Genomic DNA, 17,537 nt, shown 5'->3' with positions numbered 1-17,537 from the left:
GTTCCTGGATTCTCTTAGGCTATCGTTTTGATTACGAAATGAGTAGCAGACAGTTAAAAATCGTTCGGCTTTCCTGAATATGCCAAAAGGAGAAAGTCAAAGCTGTTTTTGAGAAATAAAAAGCTGCTTTTGCTTGCTGAATATACCGAAATGAGAAATAAAAAGCTGCTTTTGCTTGTTGAATACACCAAAATGAGAAATAAAAAGCTGCTTTTGAAGAAGAAACAGCTGCTTTTGCTTGCTGAATATACTGAAATGAGAAATAAAAAGCTGCTTTTGAGAAAGCAATTGCAGATTTTGCTTATTGAATTTAGTCAAAAGATGAAGTTCAGATAAGTTATTGAAAGCATTCCTTATAATTTTGATGCCTAAGTTAACGTGAATTCGACAGACCTCACCCACCCAGCCTCCCTCTCCTGCGTTCGCGAAGCGTCTCGAAGAGAGGAGAGGGAGGAGCAACGAAAAGTTAGGCTTTTGCTCCCCTCTCCTGTTAGGAGAGGGGCTGGGGGTGAGGTCAAAATCCTGTGCATCGAACTCACGTTAAGTTAGGTTTTATCCTTGAACACAAGTTACGAATAAATACTTTTAACTTTTTTTAGTCTGGGATTAGTAAGCATAAAATTATACTTTAATATGAAAAAAAGAAAGGCGATCGCCCTTCAATACTTTTCGGATAAACCCAACAATCTCTTTTTTGATCTGGGGGAAAGGTTAATGGGTTTGCGGGTAAAGGTAAATTCAAACCTTTCCCCTTTCCCCCAAAAACCGAAAAGTATTTGATCGCCCTCTGCTAAGAGTCTGCGTAAGCGCAGTCCGTCGCAAACACGACTTTGCAAGAAGTCTAATCTTCTGAAAATTTATACACTAACAGGTGTTGTTTTTGATATCCGCAACAAATTGAAGATTAATTTGATTACTTCTGGGTGTCGTAGAATTGCGTTATGGCTTAAATCAATCCCTTTTTCTACTAATTCTGGAGCTTCAGTCCCTTGAGGTTTAGCAAATGGATGTGCAGTTATTGTTTGGCCTGGTACATCTCGGTGTCGCTGCCATGTCAGAAAGTATGCCAAGCTTCCGTATGCAACTACTCCATCTCCTGAATTAGTGATTCCATCATCTGATATCAGTTGTTGTGTTCTATCCGCTTTTTCCAATCTTACTCCGTTTATGACAACGAATTCTCCGTCCTCCACAGGCTGTTCGGGTGTACCCAAGTAACTCGCTACTTTGAGTTCTTTTTTTTCTTGATAGTAGTATGCTCCTACTGGTGTGTTAAAACCAGTTGAATAAATGACATCAATGTTCTTGACAGGTGGGGTTTTTACCGCTTTACTCCCGAATTCTCCATCACTGAAATTCGGATCTTGTTCATAATAATCCTTGATATATTTCAGCGTCGTACTTTCGGCTCCTCCAAGTTGTAATATGTTTTCGGTTGTTTCCGCTCTAAAGTCACCGGGAGCGATTCTCTGTGATTCACCAACATCTTCATTTCTGATAAACGAAAAATCTGTTGTGTTGAAATACTCGTACTTCGCTTTTGTTACTGGCAATAGCGAAGGAATGCTGGAAAAGGATTGTAATGCCTTTTTAATGCCCGATAAACTTGCTCCTCCTAAATTAAATCCATCATCTGTTGACAGCAGACGAATTGCTAGTGGCGCACCTATCCACGGTGGGCTAACTGCTATGTATCGTTCTATATGTTTATCTATCCAGGCTTGTCCTGCGGAGGGATCGTTTTTGATCCACTCCAAGAAATATTGCGTCACCCTATTTCCCATACTGTGGGCTATTATGACCACAGGTGTAGCTGGCTTAAGTATGAGTGGTTTGGCTTTGTATAATTCCTCTATGGTACTCTTGAGTTTAGAGAAATATTGATATCGCTGTTCCAAACCTGCTGGGCTTATTCGCCAATCATAAGGAAGGGCTACCAAATTTGCGGGCAACGCAGCTGCTTCGCCTCGGTACTCATCAGTGTCTAATAACGCAGTTACTAATTCTGAAAAGTAATTCACTTTTAGCAAACCTGCGTACAATTCTTGGAGTTTTTTTCGATCTTCTTCAGGAGTGAGTGGGTTGTTTATTCCGAAAAGTATAATATCTAGCTCACTTTGAGAAACAGCTAAATTTTTAATCCCCTGTATTCCATCTACAAATCGATTAAATTGAATGTCTGGGTCATCTTCTATTAGCGGCACACTTTGGTCTGCTTCTACTTCTGGGGTTATGCCATTAATATCCTTCAATTTCAGGTTCTTTTTCCAATTTGTTACAATAGGATTTTCGGTAGGTTGATTTGGTTTGGTAGCATATACTGGTGCATTAAGTCCGACTATATTTGATGGCGGATATTCCACGTCTGTCTGTTCATCTACATGAATTGTTTGACCTGGTGGTGGTGGTGCCATATCTTGACCGACCCAAAGTTTACCGCCTGTCACGCCTTCTTCTGACTGATCTTTATTATGTGTTTTTAGCCTCGATCCTGCTAGTCCTGGAATCAATATTACGGGATTAACCATTTGTCTTTTCCTTTATTACCTGAATTTACACAGATTCAAACTTGAAAACTGATACGTTTCTTTTTGCTATTGGACAGGAATGCTATTTGATATATAGGGCTTTGAATTTTGTTCTTGACCCACTATGCCGACTGATATCATATCCGGTTGAAAACTTATTATTAGAACTGACGCATAGATGCAAAAACACATAAATGCACAGGTATTTTAATAACCAGTAATTACCGTATTTGATATGACAATAGCCACATTAAACTTCACTATCTATTAGATAGTTATCAAGCTAACCGCTTTTTATAGCTTGGTCGTTAACTTGATAAAACCATGATTTTATTTAATTTGCAAGCAGATAAAGATGAAAGAAGATTCCTAAAACTTTAAGAAACTAAATAATAGCAGATGTAATAGTAATTCATAAATTTTACTTTAAAAGTATGTAATTCTTCGTATCTCATCTTCCCAAGCTGCACAGCTTATTTTAGCCTGTAGACCATATATAAAGGGGATAAATAGTTTCTATAGTGGTTACTATATATTGTTACTATTTTTGCAAGTTTATAAGCTTAAGTGTTTTTTATACTAAATTTTGGAAGATATAAAAAAGTGAAGCAGACAGTTAAATAACTACATTAAGAGACAGTTAAGACAGTTAAGACAGTTAAGAGAATTAAAATAGCTAAAAAAATTAATAAAAGAAGAGATTAATTGTTTCTTTTTTTACTTTCAACAGATAATATTTTATAAATCTTTAAAGCAGTAGTTGAAATAAAAATCCCTGCCACAGATAGTTGACAGGGATAGCAGTTTTGAGATATAAATTGTCTCTTAGCTAACAAAATCTTTGTGGGCAGCGACAAGCATCTGAGCTTGCCTTAAAACGTTTCCGAATAAATAAAAAGGAATTTGCCAAGCTGCAACGGTAACTTCTTTGACTATATCCTGTACACTAATTGCGATTAATTCATGCTCTGGCGGCTCTCCTTCAACTGTACCAGACCAAGTAAAAGCTAATAAGAAATCATCGTCTCCAGGCAAGGATGCAATCAAACATTCTTCTGGTGTTGGCTGGCAAATAATTCCATGATCGTTTGCAAGTTCTACTAGTCTTTGAAAGTTGTTTACGTTGGTCATTTGTCCTTCGGATGTAATTAAATCTCAGTTTTAGAAAAAATCATATTTTTATCTCCATAACTCAACTAAATTGCTCCATACCATAAATTACGAATTATTAATTATTCGGTCAGAGTTAGGAGTTATTGGAGTTGGATCAGGCTTAAGTCCAAAATCTTACCGCGATCGCCAGCTTGTATCAGCAACAATTGCTACTATTTTAAAAAAAGCTGAACTACCTACTTTTTCGGTTGACTCTATTTACATACACCTTCCTTTGTTAGCATTTCAACATTGATGCCTTAATCTCATTCAGGCTGACGGAGTGCATTGAGAATTGCGATCGCTTTCGGGGGAACAGCTGTAAACCGAAGCAAAAAAAGATGCTCGTCAACATGAGATTGTTGGATCACCTTGACATAGATATATTCTTCTTCTGTATCCAGTTTTGGTTCAATCAATAACTTGAGTTTGAGATTACTCAACAGTTCTAAAGAATGTGGCGATTGTAATTGCGCCTTTTTTTCTGAGAGGCTAATCAATGCTCCCAAAAATACTGTTCCCACTGCATGTTTTCCCTGCAAAATGGTGTATTCCACAGGGACTTCTTGATTGAGAATGATCATTTCTTGATCATCATCAGGCAAGAATAAATTATATTGACCGCCAATGCCACGAATTTCACAAATTGTCACAGGGTGTTTTATTCCCTTAGGTTCTATTTGTAGTTGTCCAGCAATTTGTAGGTCAATATTGGCATCCTTACAGGTATTTTCAGAAATTAAAATCTGTCCTCCCACGGTATAAGACTCAATTCGGGCAGCCAAATTAACATGACTGCCAATAACTGTATATTGAGCGCGTTTTTGAGAACCAACATTTCCCGCCACGGCCTCGCCTGTATTAATTCCAATTCCCATTTCGAGAATTGGGAAATTCATTTGCTGATTTTGTTCGTTCACTTGCTGCATTGCCAATTGCATCGCAATAGCACAAGCGATCGCTCGTTGAGAATCATCTTTGCGACTAATTGGCGCACCAAATATCACAAAAATACCATCACCCATAAACTCATTAATTGTGCCTTTATACTGGTTAATCACATCTGTCATTGTTCCCAGATAAAGATTCAAAATCTTTACTACTTCTTCGGGGGGCAATTGTTCAGAAATAGCTGAGAATCCTCGTAAATCAGACACAAGAACCGTAACTTTTCTTCGTTCTCCCCCTAGCTTTAACCCAGAAGGAGTTTCTAGGATATTAGCGACAATTTCATCAGTTAGATAGCGGCCGAGGGTTTTTCGCATCTCAGTAGCGCTTTGAGCAATATACTGAGTAAGTGCGATCGCAGAACCTGCAAATGCCAGCATTGAAGGGACAACGGGAATCCACCAACCAGCCAAAAACGCCAGAAAACTGCCACCAAGTAAACCGCTACCTGCCAACAAAACACTAACAGCCATGAGCATTTTCTGGTTGCTACTGTGGCGTTGCAGCCAACACAAGCTAGCGCCAATAATTGACCAAATCAAAATTGATAGCCATTCTAGCGACTCAGGTAAACACTTAATCAGTGGGCGGCCATCCATTGCCGCACTTAAAATTTGACTAATCAAATTAGCATGAATTGTTACACCCGCCATCCGTTCTGGGTCAGTAAATACATTACTGCTGTAAGGCGTATAGAATAGATCCTTCAAGCTCTCAGCGGTAGCACCAATTAATACTACTTTGTCTCGCATTAAGTCTCGTGGGATGGGATTTTCTTGCACTTCGCTAAGAGAAATTTTAGTAAACTGCTGTATCCGTCCTCGATAGTTCAACAGCACTTGGTAACTCCCCGCATCTGCTCGGATATAACCGCCATCATTAGCCTCAAAAATCGGGAAAAGACCCCGATCTAACTGCAAGTAATTAGAGTTAGTTGCTGATGGCTTTGCGGTAATACCTTCAGGTTTCAAGTACAACAATGCCAGTTTTAACCCAAAGCTTTCGAGAATCTCGTCATTATTTAAATTTACGTACAACAATCCTCGCCGAATTTTGCCATCTCCATCTATGGGTATGTCATTCGACCCAACTTGATGAAGTTGCTTCAGTTCTGGAGATGAATCAACCGCCGAACTATCAATAGTATCAGAGACTTTTTGGACTCCAATTAAATTGGGAGTAGACTTGAAGACCTTAAGTAAGTCTTGATGACCGGGATTGACGGGTAAATCACGATAAATATCTAAACCGATCGCTCTAGGTTGCTGCTGTTTGATTTTTTCTAACAAACTGGCAAGATTTCCATCAGACATAGGCCACTGACCTTGCTTGCGGATATCTGCTTCATTAATTTCAACTATGACGATGCGGCTATCAGCCGACTCTCGTGGACGGAGGAGAAAAAATTGATCCAGTGCTGCCAATTCCAACAATTGCAGTAATCCAGTCAAGCGTAGTGCAATCACCAGGGCTGTAATATTGGGAACAGCAAGTAAAACACCCCGCCATTGCCAGATTTGCGGTTTCAGCTTTGCCCACATAATATTTAATGTTGAGTAGAGACGCGATTAATCGCGTCTGTACAAGAGTTAGTAGTTAGGAGTTCTCTTAATGCCCTTGTTCAATTTGGTGGTGAATTCTTAGATGTGCAACAATCGATCAATGGTTCTGAAGCGATCGCACTCAAACCTACTGACTTGAAAAATTGTCTCCAATCCAGCCTTGCTTTTAAATTATTCGGCTCAGTCCGGCGCAGCTGTACCAAACTAGTCAGCGCCTCATGCCAAATCCCAGCTTCTGCATAGATGCTGGGCAACTTGTACAAATTTGCTTTTGCTAACGCCTCCGACAAGGGTGATCCTGGTTGAGTGCGTTCCACCCAACCATCTACAGTGGGATTTTCACTGGAGTCTTGAGCATCACAAACAATTGTTAGATACCAATGATAAGTTTTACCTACAGCAAGTGCAGGGGCACTGTCAGGAAGTTTGAAGCCAACAATTCCTGGTTTGTTCGGTAGTGGAAAAGATGTTTCATAAAATACGTTCTGGTCTTCAGCTAAAAGCAGAAACTTGGCTGTTTTGACTTTAGATGCAGGTACATACCAGAAAAATGTTGGACGTTGAGCAAATGTCAGCCCTAATTTATCTGGAGGTATTAAGGGAGTTATTAGTTTTTTCCCTGTTATGCAAGAGCCACCACGGGTAGAACCACCAGCACTTGCAGGAGGTTTTCCCCGCTGTGGCGGCTTAAATGTCTGACTAATTTGCCAAGTTTTATTGGAATGATCCGACTGAGCCTGTACCTGTGCTGTGAAAGCAGAAAGCAAACACAAAGGTAAGGAAAAGGCTAGAAAATATAGAGATGGTTTAATCCATTTCATATTGATAATGCCTGGGTTCTAGATTAGTCAAGTGAATAAATCAAGTATTCCCAAAAGCAAAGTCAGATTTTTCACTCAACTACGAATTACGAATTACGAATTACGAATTTGGTTACAATATGGGAATATATAAAGTTGTAGCTAACCGCCTACGTAGAGGTTTAACGTGGATACCATTGCAATTCCTGCTCTAAATCGGCCAGTGGATGCCACGGTAGAAATTCCCGGTTCTAAAAGTCTTACCAATCGGGCGTTGCTTGTTGCTGCTTTGGCACAAGGTGACTCCGTTTTAGAAAATGCCTTATTTAGTGAAGACAGCGAGTATTTTGCCAAATGCGTAGAGCAATTGGGCATTCCTATTACACTGAATCCTGATCTGGCACAGATCCAAGTGGCGGGAAGGGGAGGCGACATTCCAGCTAAACAGGCAGATTTATTTGTGGGTTTGGCAGGTACAGCAGCACGGTTTATCTCGGCGTTGGTGGCACTGGGGAACGGCGAATATCGCCTAGATGGCGTTCCCAGAATGCGAGAACGGCCGATGGGCGACTTGTTGACGGTGCTGCAAACGGGTGGAGCAACCATAAACTTTGAGGGAAACTCTGGGTTTATGCCCTACACCATCTATAGTCAGGGATTCGCTGGCGGAAATTTTCGGTTGAAAGCAAATCAAACAAGTCAGCAACTTTCGGCATTACTGATGATTGCGCCCTATGCTCAACAAGATACCAGCATTGAAGTTGAGGGGACATTAGTTTCTCAATCTTACGTTAAAATGACCTGTCGTCTGATGGCAGATTTTGGCGTGGAGGTGATTCAAATCGGCGATAATCAATTTCAGATCAAAGCCGGTCAACGTTACCAAGCTCGACATTACACAGTAGAACCTGATGCGTCAAATGCTTCTTACTTTTTTGCCGCCGCCGCCGTCACGGGTGGACGGGTGCGCGTCAAACATTTGACCAAACAATCTTGTCAGGGTGATATTCTGTGGCTGAATGTTTTGGAACAGATGGGTTGCCAAATTAAGGATTCGGATGATTACACCGAAGTGACAGGGCCGAAGCAATTGCAAGGCATCGACATTGATATGAATGATATATCAGATTTGGTGCAAACATTAGGAGCGATCGCGCCTTTTGCCAGTTCACCGATTACCATTCGGAATGTGGAACATATTCGATATAAAGAAACCGATCGGATTAAAGCTGTAGTCACAGAGTTGCGTCGGCTAGGAGTCAAGGTTGAAGAATTCGCAGATAGACTGAAAATTGAGCCTGGTCCCATTACTCCGGCGGCGATTGAAACCTATCACGATCATCGAATGGCGATGGCTTTTGCTGTCACAGGTTTGAAGGTTCCAGGAATTGTGATTAAAGATCCTGGTTGTACAGCGAAAACCTTTCCAGATTACTTCACCCGATTCTTCCAAATGTTAGAACAATAAGAGCCTAAAACAGCAAAGTTTACTGATTGCTAGAAAACAGAAGTAACTTCAAAGCCAATAAAAGATTGTTTTTCATTCTTTTATTGCTGAAGAACTGCTTCTCTTGCTCCCTTGCTTGTCCTTCTATAGTTAACTTTTACATCAGTCCTATCTCTCCATCTTCTTTTTTGGCGAAGTCTTGGAGAGCAGTTAGCTTTTGGAATTGCTATAGTATAGGCTTTCATAAGTCCGTAATGTATAAAATTACGAAAGACTCTGCATTTCTCTGCGTTTAAAAACGCTACGATTTACCCCAAACCTGTATTTAGTTCAATTCTCTAGGTAACAAAGATTTATGAATGTTAGTACTGATCAAACACTGATTCACCAGAAAATATATGCAAAAGAACTACGTTCCCTGATTCCACCCGAAGCATTTATCCCAGATCCAAGCAAGTTAATTATCTTGTTCATTAATCTGACAATTTTAATATTAGGCTGGATGATAGCGGCTCGGTTAGATTGTTGGTCGCCATCTCTTTTATGGCTTTATCTACCTCTAAGCATCATTATGGGTAATAGCGTGGTTGTCTTACTATTTAGCTCCCACGATCTGATGCATGGTAGCGTGATTAAAAACGCCCGGTTAACCTATATCATTAGCTTTCTAGGGCTAACAATGTTGTGGATGCCACCAACATTGTGGAAAGCAGTTCATAACCGAGTACATCATAATCACACTAATGATTTGAGCGACCCGGATCGTAATTATTTATACGAACAGTCTTCAACCTGGGGAAAATGGATTCAGGACTTATTTGTGCCTTCTAGTGAAGTCAATCCTATATGGTTCACAGTCGGATTGACTTCAGCTTGGGGAGTACATACTTTTCGCAATCTCACATCTGTGCTATTTTTTAATAGTGAATCCGTCGATTATGTTCCTGCTGCATTTACAGTTAGTCCTAAAGATCGTCGTGCGATCGCAGGGGAATTATTGATGATGATCATGATTCATTTAAGCATCCTAATCTATCTTCAATTTGAACCCCTTAAACTCATACTTGGTTACTTTTTACCTATTGGAATTGGCTATGGTGGGATAATTTTTTACATTTATACCAATCATTTGCTTTGTAGAATGACCAGCGTTAATGATCCACTTATTAATAGTATGTCTCTCCGGGTTTATAAATTCTTTGACCTGTTGCATTTAAATTTCTCTCACCATACTGAACATCATATTTTTCCAGGAATGAACTCTGACTATTACTTCATAGTTAGAGATTTGTTGGAAACTCACTATTCTGAACAGTTTAATTTATTGGATGCTAGCGAGGCTTGGAACTTGCTGCTGCAAACACCCCGGCATTATAAAGATGAAAATACTCTTACAGATTGGTCGGGTAAAAAATCTGTTCCCTGTTCTACAAGTGACAATTCAAAGGGTTAAAGCAGAATGTCAGCAGTAGTGGCAGCTTACTCCTAAAACCTTTTTGCATCTAGTTACACCTAAAACTTTAGTTGAATTATCTACTCCTGACGCTGATTTTCAACAATTTGCTCCCTTTTATCCAATGGTGTGCCAGAATTTTCGCTCATTTGGAAATAATTGGAGTCTCAACGTACCACATACCCAATTTAAGAACCGATTAAGCTGCTGTTGGATCGTCATTGACTTTAACAATCAACTTGCCAAAATTATCACCTCGAAGTAAACCGATGAATGCACTAGGAGCGTTCTCTAAACCAATAACTACATCTTCTTTATACTTGAGTTGACCAGACTGCAACCATCCAGTAAGATCACGCAAAAAATCATTAAACCGATGTTGGTAATCGCTAACTAAGAAACCTTTGATTAAAGCCCGTTTGATTAGTAGTGGCATTAAATTAGGCCCTGGTGGAGTAGATGTGGCGTTATATTCTGAAATCAAACCTACTAGTGGAATTCTTGCCCCAAGGTTTATCTGCTGCAAGACAGTTTCTAAAATCACACCTGCTGTATTGTCATAGTAAACATCAATGCCATTAGGAGCAGCTTCTTTGAGCGCTGAATCAAGTTCTTGAGTTTTGCGGTTAATGCCAACATCAAAACCTAATTCCTTAACTATATAATCCCGCTTATCGTCACTCCCGACAATTCCCACTACTCGCGCACCTTTAATTTTGGCAATTTGACCTACTACTGCACCGACAGCACCAGAAGCAGCTGAAACCACAACAGTTTCACCTTCTTTAGGTTGACCGATATCAAGCAGAGCAGCATAAGCAGTCAAGCCAGGCATACCTAGTACACCTAAACTATAGGATAAAGGTGCTTGAGCAGGATCAAGTTTACGCAGTGTCTCACCCTTTGATACAGCATAAGTTTGCCAACCGTTACTATTAAGAACAAAATCTCCTACTTGAAATTGAGGATGATTTGATTTAATTACTTGGCTAACTGTACCACCGACAATAACTGAACCTAATTCTACCGGTGCAGCATAAGACTGGCCTCCACTAATGCGACCACGCATATAAGGGTCGAGAGATAGATAAATGGTACGGCTAAGAATTTCGCCTTCACCTGGTTCGGGAGTTGGTGTTTCTACTAGAGCAAAATCACTCTCTTTTGGTTCGCCGACTGGACGACTTTTGAGGATGATTTGTTTGTTAATTAAATCGGACATAAGTTATTTTCCTCTCATCTTTTAGGTGATTTTTTTCATCAATATCCTTATCACCAAGGGTTTGCTAAAACTACGTGCGTTTGCCCTAATTTCTAGGCGGCTTAGAGTTCTCTTTTGGTGTATTATCTGTAGGCCCTCCCCCCAAATTAGACACCCAATCGTTTGCTCCTAACCCGAAGTGTCCTGTCTCAAACCACTTAGACTTAAGCAGCGACCACCAATCATTTGTCAATCCTTCCAATACGTAGTCATAAGGAAGCCAACCATAGCCCCCTTCACCCCAACGGGTTCCCCAACAGTTTCTGATTAGCAATGCTCCTTGTGAGCATCTACTACCATCAGCGTTCTCTATTACTTTATGGTCGTCGTAGCCAACTGCAACAACAGCATGACCTCCTTTTACCTTATCGTTTTTAACTGGGTATGGAATATACCCACTTGGGTTTAGATCCTCGATTGAATAATACATAGTAAACCCAAAGGCGCAGGGAAAACCAGCGGCTAAAGCTGTTTTAATTCGGAATAACAGTATATTTCCTGTAGTGCCTAAGGGATTTAGACGGAAGTATTTCAGCGCTTGATAACTTTGACCAAAAGAGTAGCAAAAAGGGGTTGGTTCCTCATCAAACTTGTCTTCTTGATAGGGCCAATACTCTTCTGGAGGCACGCCAAATAATGCCATTGCCCGCATGGTTTCCCGAAGAGATGCTCCTGCATCGTCTTGACGATGCATGAGATTGAGTGTTGCTTTGTAAAGAAAGAGCCGAGAAGCATCGACATATCTATCAAAACTTCTTTTCTCAAAGTACTCCATTAAAGCAACACCGGCATGTGCCGTACATGAATCCAATGAGCCTTGGTCTTCAATTGGGGAACACCAGAAGGTTAAATCTACAAATTCTGGCATTAATAAATATACAGTTACATTCTTGCTATTTTCTTGTTTTTGTTTTACACATTTTTGTAAATGTCCTTCTAACGGAAGTTGTAAATCACTTTGAAACTCTAGACTTTTCTCCAAATGCTTTGGATAATCTTGACGCTCGGGTAATATTTGGATAACTGTTCTCTGATTATTCGGTTGAGTTTTTGAATTATTTTCTCCCTGAACTTGAGGATTATAATTCAGACTAATTTCTAAATTCTTGATAGTTACTTCTAAATCTTTGATAGATTTGAATATATCATCTATCTTTTTTAAAGATGTAGCTAATTTCTTTTTTCTATCTTTATCAAGGCAAGCTTGATCGGGAATTGTTATATCAATATTACTCAGGGATTCTTTGAAATTTAAAATTGCTGAAATAGCTATATATAAAGACACTGGATTTAAATCCCAGTCTTTAAATAAGTTTGTTTCCTGTTCTGCTTGAGAAAAAATACTAGATTTTTCCCACAACTTTTGCTGAGAAGATTTATTCTTTTCAGCATTAATACCTGATTTATTATTCTCTTGTTGATTATTTTCTTGACGAATATAGTTAACGTATTCAGATTTATCGAACCATTGATCTAGCTTATCTAATACGTCTCTTACAGCTTTTTCAAGATTTCTATGTTTAGCTAAAGGAGAAATTAGTTGAGCAACCAATTTAACTATCATATCAATTGCTCGTTTCAACGCACCTCGGTGTTTGGCGAGATCAGACGTATCAGTATCCGTAACTTCTGGAATTATTTTTTCATTAACAAAATGTTCAGTTTTCAATTCAGAAATTTCAAAAACCCTTAAGATTATTTCATAAAGGGTTATAGGTATTGTTGAGGATGCAGGTAAAACTTCCCGTTGCTGTTGTTTTTTGAGCGCAACTAAGTCACTTAATACTTGTAAGGTTTTTGTCAAATAAACATCATCTCTTTCTATTTCATATCTAGTTTTAAATGATTTTATAGCTGTATTTGTCTGTCGACTAGAATACCCTGTTACTTGTCCATCAAATTCTCCTAACTCACATAAAAGCTGCTGTACTTTTTTAAGTTTATCATTACCGAAAGATTGTTTTGCTTGTGCATTATATAGATCATCTAGGATTCTCTTTGTCTTTTCGTCAACTATCCCATCAACACGATCAACCTTTGAAGGATGATATTGTCTTTGAAATTCTTGAACTGCATCCTCTGTTAGATAGTCAAAGAATCCTTTTATTGCCCCGTTATTTTCTCCTAAATTTTTGAGATAGCCTAGTTTATTCAGTTTTATTTGAATTTCTTTAATTTCTGGATCAAACATTCCAAGTTTTTTAATTGTTTTTTCCGTGCTTTTAGCTTTAGAAGTTTCTTCTGTTTTTTGAAGTTTTAAGATTTCTAAAACTTGGTTTAAAGTATAGAGTGTTACTTGATCTACAACACTATCAACCTTGTCATCAGTGTTAGCCCTATCAATACTGTCATCTGAGACAATTGAGAGACCAAAAATACTCTTGAATAGTTTTACTGCCTCCTTTGTAATTTCACCAAAATAACCATATTCCAGATAATCTGATTTTGAAAAATCATCTACAAATTTACTAATTTTTTGTCCCTCAGTTCCAAAAATATGCTGATATTTGGTAAATTCCAGCAACTTCTGTTGAAGATTATAGACTTCTTGCCCTGCACAACCATGAGCTAAAAATATCTGTTCTTTAAGAGCTTTAGCATTGACTAATTTGAAACCTTTATTTATCTTTTGCTGAAAATTGTTGAACTTTGAGGCAAGTGTCTCTTCGAGAGTTGGATTTAGTCCATTTTTTATTAATTTTAATAACTCAAACAATTCTTCTATACTGTTTTGGGAATCATTATCATTATTTATCTGTATATCTTGGACTGTGATCATTAACTTTTGATTGATTTCGTCCATGCGGTAGTCTCTAAAATCGGGGTAGTCTGGTATCCAGCCTGTTGATTTTTTATACACAGTGATGTCCTCTGAGATTTATGCTGTTATGCTTATCTATGGTTTTGGTTTTTTTTATGCAAAAAAGTAGTTAAAATTTATTACTTTTCTTGAAGCATTTGACTACCTGAAATAATAGTGAAAATGGTCGAAATCAATATTTAGCCTGAGTTTGAACTCCATCACACAGATTGCGATCGCTTTGACTCACATTCGGGTTATTCTTCAGATAATCATGCAGCCAATCGCACCCACGTCCCATCAAATTATCTAGGGTGAGATTTTCCACATTCCACAAAATAGCTGTACCATCTTTACTGCCAGAAACGAGAGTCTTGCTGTCAGGGCTGAAACTGATCCCATTGACCTCACCACTATGGCCAGTAAGAGTAATAATCAAAGTCCGGTCTTTGTGCCAAAGTTTCACTGTTCCGTCATCACTAGCAGTGGCAATCATCTTGCCGTCAGGGCTGAAAGTTACTTGCCAGATTGCAGCACTATGCCCATTAAGACTAGCGATCGCACCACCATCAAGCTGCCAAAGTTTTACTCTATTATCTGCACCAGCACTGGCAAGGGTCTGACTATCCGGGCTAAAACTGACGCTGTAGACAGAAGCACCATGCTTTAAAATCTTGAGTAACTGACCTTGCCGATTCCAGAGTTTCACTTCCCCGTCATTACTACCAGTGGCAATCATCTTGTCGTCTGGACTAAAACTGACGCTATAGACAGTGGCGCTATGTTTTAAGGTGTTAAGCAACTGACCCTGGCGATTCCAAAGTTTCACTGTTCTATCTTGACTAGTGGTGGCAATCATTTTGCTGTCTGGGCTGAAACTCACACTATGAATGCGAATGCGATCGCCATGCTTTAAAGTCTTGAGTAGCTGACCCTGACGATTCCACAGTCTCACCACCCCTTCGTCAGAACTAACGACGGCAATTATCTGACCATCTGGACTAAAATTCACATCCCAGATTGTGTAGTCATTTACCGGAAGTGATTTGATCTGCTTACCCTGCTGATTCCAGAGTTTCACCGTCTTGTCATCACTGGCGGTAGCGATCGCTTTCCCGTCGGCTGAGAAGTTTACGCGATTGACACCAGCCTGATGTCCAGTGAGAATAGTCTGCCAAGGGCGGTCAATTTGCCACAGTTTCACTGACTTATCTTGACTAGCAGATGCAAGGGTACGACCATCGGGGCTGAAAGTAACTTGATTGACTTTACTACTATGTCCTGTAAAGGTAGTAAGTTCTTGGCCATTTTTCTGCCAGAGTGTCACGCTATTATCATCATTACCCGTGGCAAGGGTCTGACCATCGGGACTGAAACTGACGCTGTAGATCCGACTACTTTGTGCCTCTAATTTCTTAAAAGTTGAAAGCAATTTCCCTTCAGTATTCCAAAGTTTCACCGTTCTATCTAAACTGGCAGAGGCAAGGATATTGTCAGAACTGAAGCTCACGCTAGTCACTGTATTATTATGTTCTTCTAGGGTCTTAAGTTCTTTACCGTCTTTGTTCCACAGTTTCACCGTTCCGTCTAAACTGGCAGAAGCAAGGATTTGATCGTTGTGGCTGAAACTCAAACTGTAGATAGTGCCTGTATGCCCCTTGAGCATTTTGAGTTCCTGACCCTGTATGTTCCAAAGTCTCACTATATTGTCGTCACCACCAGAGGCAAGAATCTTGCCATCATGACTGAAACTCACAGATCGAATTTTAGTATTCAGCTTTTTAAAGGTTTTAGGTTCCTTGCCATCCTGTTTCCAGAGTTTCACTGTTCCGTCTAAACTGGCAGAAGCAAGAATTTGACTATTAGGACTGAAACTTACATTAACTACTTGATCTAGGTGTCCTTTTAAAGTTTTCTGCAAAAGACCCTGTTTATTCCAAAGTTTTACCGTGTTGTCTCCACTAGCGGTAGCGATCGCTTCTCCATCGGGACTGAAACTAACGCTTTGGATATAATCGCTGTGTCCCTGGAGGCGGTCGCGTTCTCTTACCCAGTAAACCGCCTGTCCCAGCACGGCCATCACTTCTGCCCGTTCCTGAGTTGGAATATTGGCTTTGGCTGTATCTAGTTCTTTGAGTTTCTGTCCGACTTTTAAACCTTCTATCAAGGCATCAATCGTATTTCTATTCGAGGTAAAACGTGCATCAGATGCTGAAATTAAGGCTCGGAGTTCCGATTTTTGTGCTTCTATCCGCAAGTGATCAGCCTGCTTCCAGCCAATTGCTGCAACAATAGCCAATCCTGTTGAAATCACAAACCCTGAAGTCAGAGCAATTACTTTTGTTCTGTAACGCGCCCTTTGGGCTTTGCGACTTTCAACAATGTACTCTTGTTGGAGTGGTGCGATCAAGGGTTCTTTTCCTGCTCCTTGAGTGAACCATTGCTCTGCTTCTTCTAGTTCACTACCTTGTAGCAAATAACTATTGTTGCGTTTTTTCTGATCCCACTCCAAGGCTCCCATGAGTAAGCGGGTATGCTGTTTAACATGAGCTAGGTCAGTATCAAGTGCTTTGAGTAATGATTGAAAGGCTTGCTCAAAATCATTACTTTCTTGGAAGAAAATATAGTTAATTTTGGCTAATTCGGGATCAATACCTTCAGCATACTGCCACACGATTGGCACTAAACGTTTATTGTGCTTTAGGGCGTGTGCAATCTCTTCACGGCAGACTTCAGAAACGACTGAATTTGGACTAATAATAAAGATAAAATTATCAGCGGCTTCAATTCCTTCATAAATTTCTTTCCGCCAATCTGCCGTGGGTGGAATTCCTTCCCAGTCCACCCAGATATCTAGCTTCTGTTGCTTGAGCGCTTCATAAAGCCTTTTGACGAACTCTTTATCTTTGCGAGAGTAGGAAATAAACGCCTCAGCCATATAAATTTCTATAAATACTTAATAAAATTTAAATAAAATACTGTTTTTTTACTATTTACGTAAAAATTCTATATACTTCGGAAAAAGAATTAGTTGAATGCAAGTTTCATCTATTGTTTAAATGTTCTTACTATATGATGATAATTTATTTAAACAAATTTTCAGTAACAGACCAATATTAGCTATTTTGACACAAAGCTTAAAGTGAATGTTCAAATGACGGCAAGTTTATTTCGTTTTTCATATTATTTGAACACTAATGCTCTACATAGAGAGTACACACTTTTGTGTTAATGTCAATAGATATATCTAAAAAAAGACGTAGCAGTGCTACGTTTCTACTGGAGTTTAGACTAGGCAACAAGAAAAGACTCAGCAACGCTGAGTTGAAAAGAAACAGACTTCAGAGATGAAAATCTACACTACTAAGCAGATTCTGATTGCTCTTTGCGGGGCTTGGTTGTAGTTTTTTTAACTATGGGGTAGCGAATTCTACGTTTACGTGGTTGATCCGTCTTCCAGCCTGGAGACTTTCCGCGAGATTTGGGTGGTTGGGCTGGAGTACCAATCACCGCAAAAACTCCACCCATAGCTTGAGCAACTCTTCCAGGGGTTAATTTTTCGAGAGGCTTCTGCCAAGGTAGAGGA

10 protein-coding genes and 1 pseudogene are annotated in these 17,537 nt (G+C 39.5%); 3 read left to right on the top strand and 8 right to left on the bottom strand.

From position 1 onward, the window contains the following. The first annotated feature begins 108 nt into the window (after positions 1-108). Complete coding sequence (locus F8R90_RS32525) at positions 109-336, top strand: hypothetical protein (protein WP_196514177.1); 228 nt, start codon at positions 109-111, stop codon at positions 334-336. A 521-nt stretch (positions 337-857) separates the two neighbouring features. Here the strand turns inward: F8R90_RS32525 and F8R90_RS32520 are convergent. From F8R90_RS32520 to F8R90_RS32505, 4 genes are all read right to left on the bottom strand, one after another. After that, complete coding sequence (locus F8R90_RS32520; RefSeq protein WP_196514176.1) at positions 858-2,528, bottom strand: lipase/acyltransferase domain-containing protein; 1,671 nt, start codon at positions 2,526-2,528, stop codon at positions 858-860. 825 nt (positions 2,529-3,353) lie between these two features. Next, positions 3,354-3,659: a hypothetical protein gene (locus F8R90_RS32515; RefSeq protein ID WP_196514175.1), complete on the bottom strand. Its 306-nt coding sequence runs from the start codon at positions 3,657-3,659 to the stop codon at positions 3,354-3,356. Positions 3,660-3,946: 287 nt separating this feature from the next. After that, entirely contained in the window at positions 3,947-6,169 is a 2,223-nt protein-coding gene (locus tag F8R90_RS32510; RefSeq protein ID WP_196514174.1) for a CHASE2 domain-containing protein, read from the bottom strand. 80 nt (positions 6,170-6,249) lie between these two features. Next, positions 6,250-7,011, bottom strand: coding sequence for a DUF928 domain-containing protein (locus F8R90_RS32505; RefSeq protein WP_196514173.1), 762 nt, complete (start codon positions 7,009-7,011; stop codon positions 6,250-6,252). A 166-nt stretch (positions 7,012-7,177) separates the two neighbouring features. Between F8R90_RS32505 and aroA the strand changes: the two genes are divergently transcribed. Next, the gene (gene aroA, locus F8R90_RS32500; RefSeq protein WP_196514172.1) at positions 7,178-8,458 is read left to right on the top strand and encodes a 3-phosphoshikimate 1-carboxyvinyltransferase; all 1,281 of its coding nucleotides are present in this window, start codon (positions 7,178-7,180) and stop codon (positions 8,456-8,458) included. Between the two features lie 334 nt (positions 8,459-8,792). Further along, entirely contained in the window at positions 8,793-9,890 is a 1,098-nt protein-coding gene (locus F8R90_RS32495) for a fatty acid desaturase family protein (protein ID WP_196514171.1), read from the top strand. Between the two features lie 199 nt (positions 9,891-10,089). On the opposite strand, the gene F8R90_RS32490 is transcribed toward F8R90_RS32495, so the two are convergent. The 4 genes and pseudogenes from F8R90_RS32490 to F8R90_RS32475 form a co-directional block, all read right to left on the bottom strand. Further along, positions 10,090-11,112, bottom strand: a complete 1,023-nt coding sequence (locus F8R90_RS32490; protein WP_196514170.1) for an NADP-dependent oxidoreductase — start codon at positions 11,110-11,112, stop codon at positions 10,090-10,092. Between the two features lie 85 nt (positions 11,113-11,197). After that, positions 11,198-14,011, bottom strand: a complete 2,814-nt coding sequence (locus F8R90_RS32485; protein ID WP_196514169.1) for a peptidoglycan-binding protein — start codon at positions 14,009-14,011, stop codon at positions 11,198-11,200. A 133-nt stretch (positions 14,012-14,144) separates the two neighbouring features. Continuing rightward, the gene (locus F8R90_RS32480; RefSeq protein WP_196514168.1) at positions 14,145-16,889 is read right to left on the bottom strand and encodes a toll/interleukin-1 receptor domain-containing protein; all 2,745 of its coding nucleotides are present in this window, start codon (positions 16,887-16,889) and stop codon (positions 14,145-14,147) included. 425 nt (positions 16,890-17,314) lie between these two features. Beyond that, a pseudogene (locus tag F8R90_RS32475) lies at positions 17,315-17,537 on the bottom strand (NF041680 family putative transposase); the annotation flags it as partial.

Source organism: Nostoc sp. NZL (assembly GCF_015714705.1).
In the GTDB taxonomy this organism is placed as follows: domain Bacteria; phylum Cyanobacteriota; class Cyanobacteriia; order Cyanobacteriales; family Nostocaceae; genus Nostoc; species Nostoc foliaceum_A.
The sequence above is the reverse complement of the archived record's forward strand: the minus strand, read 5'-3'. Positions and strand labels throughout refer to the sequence as shown.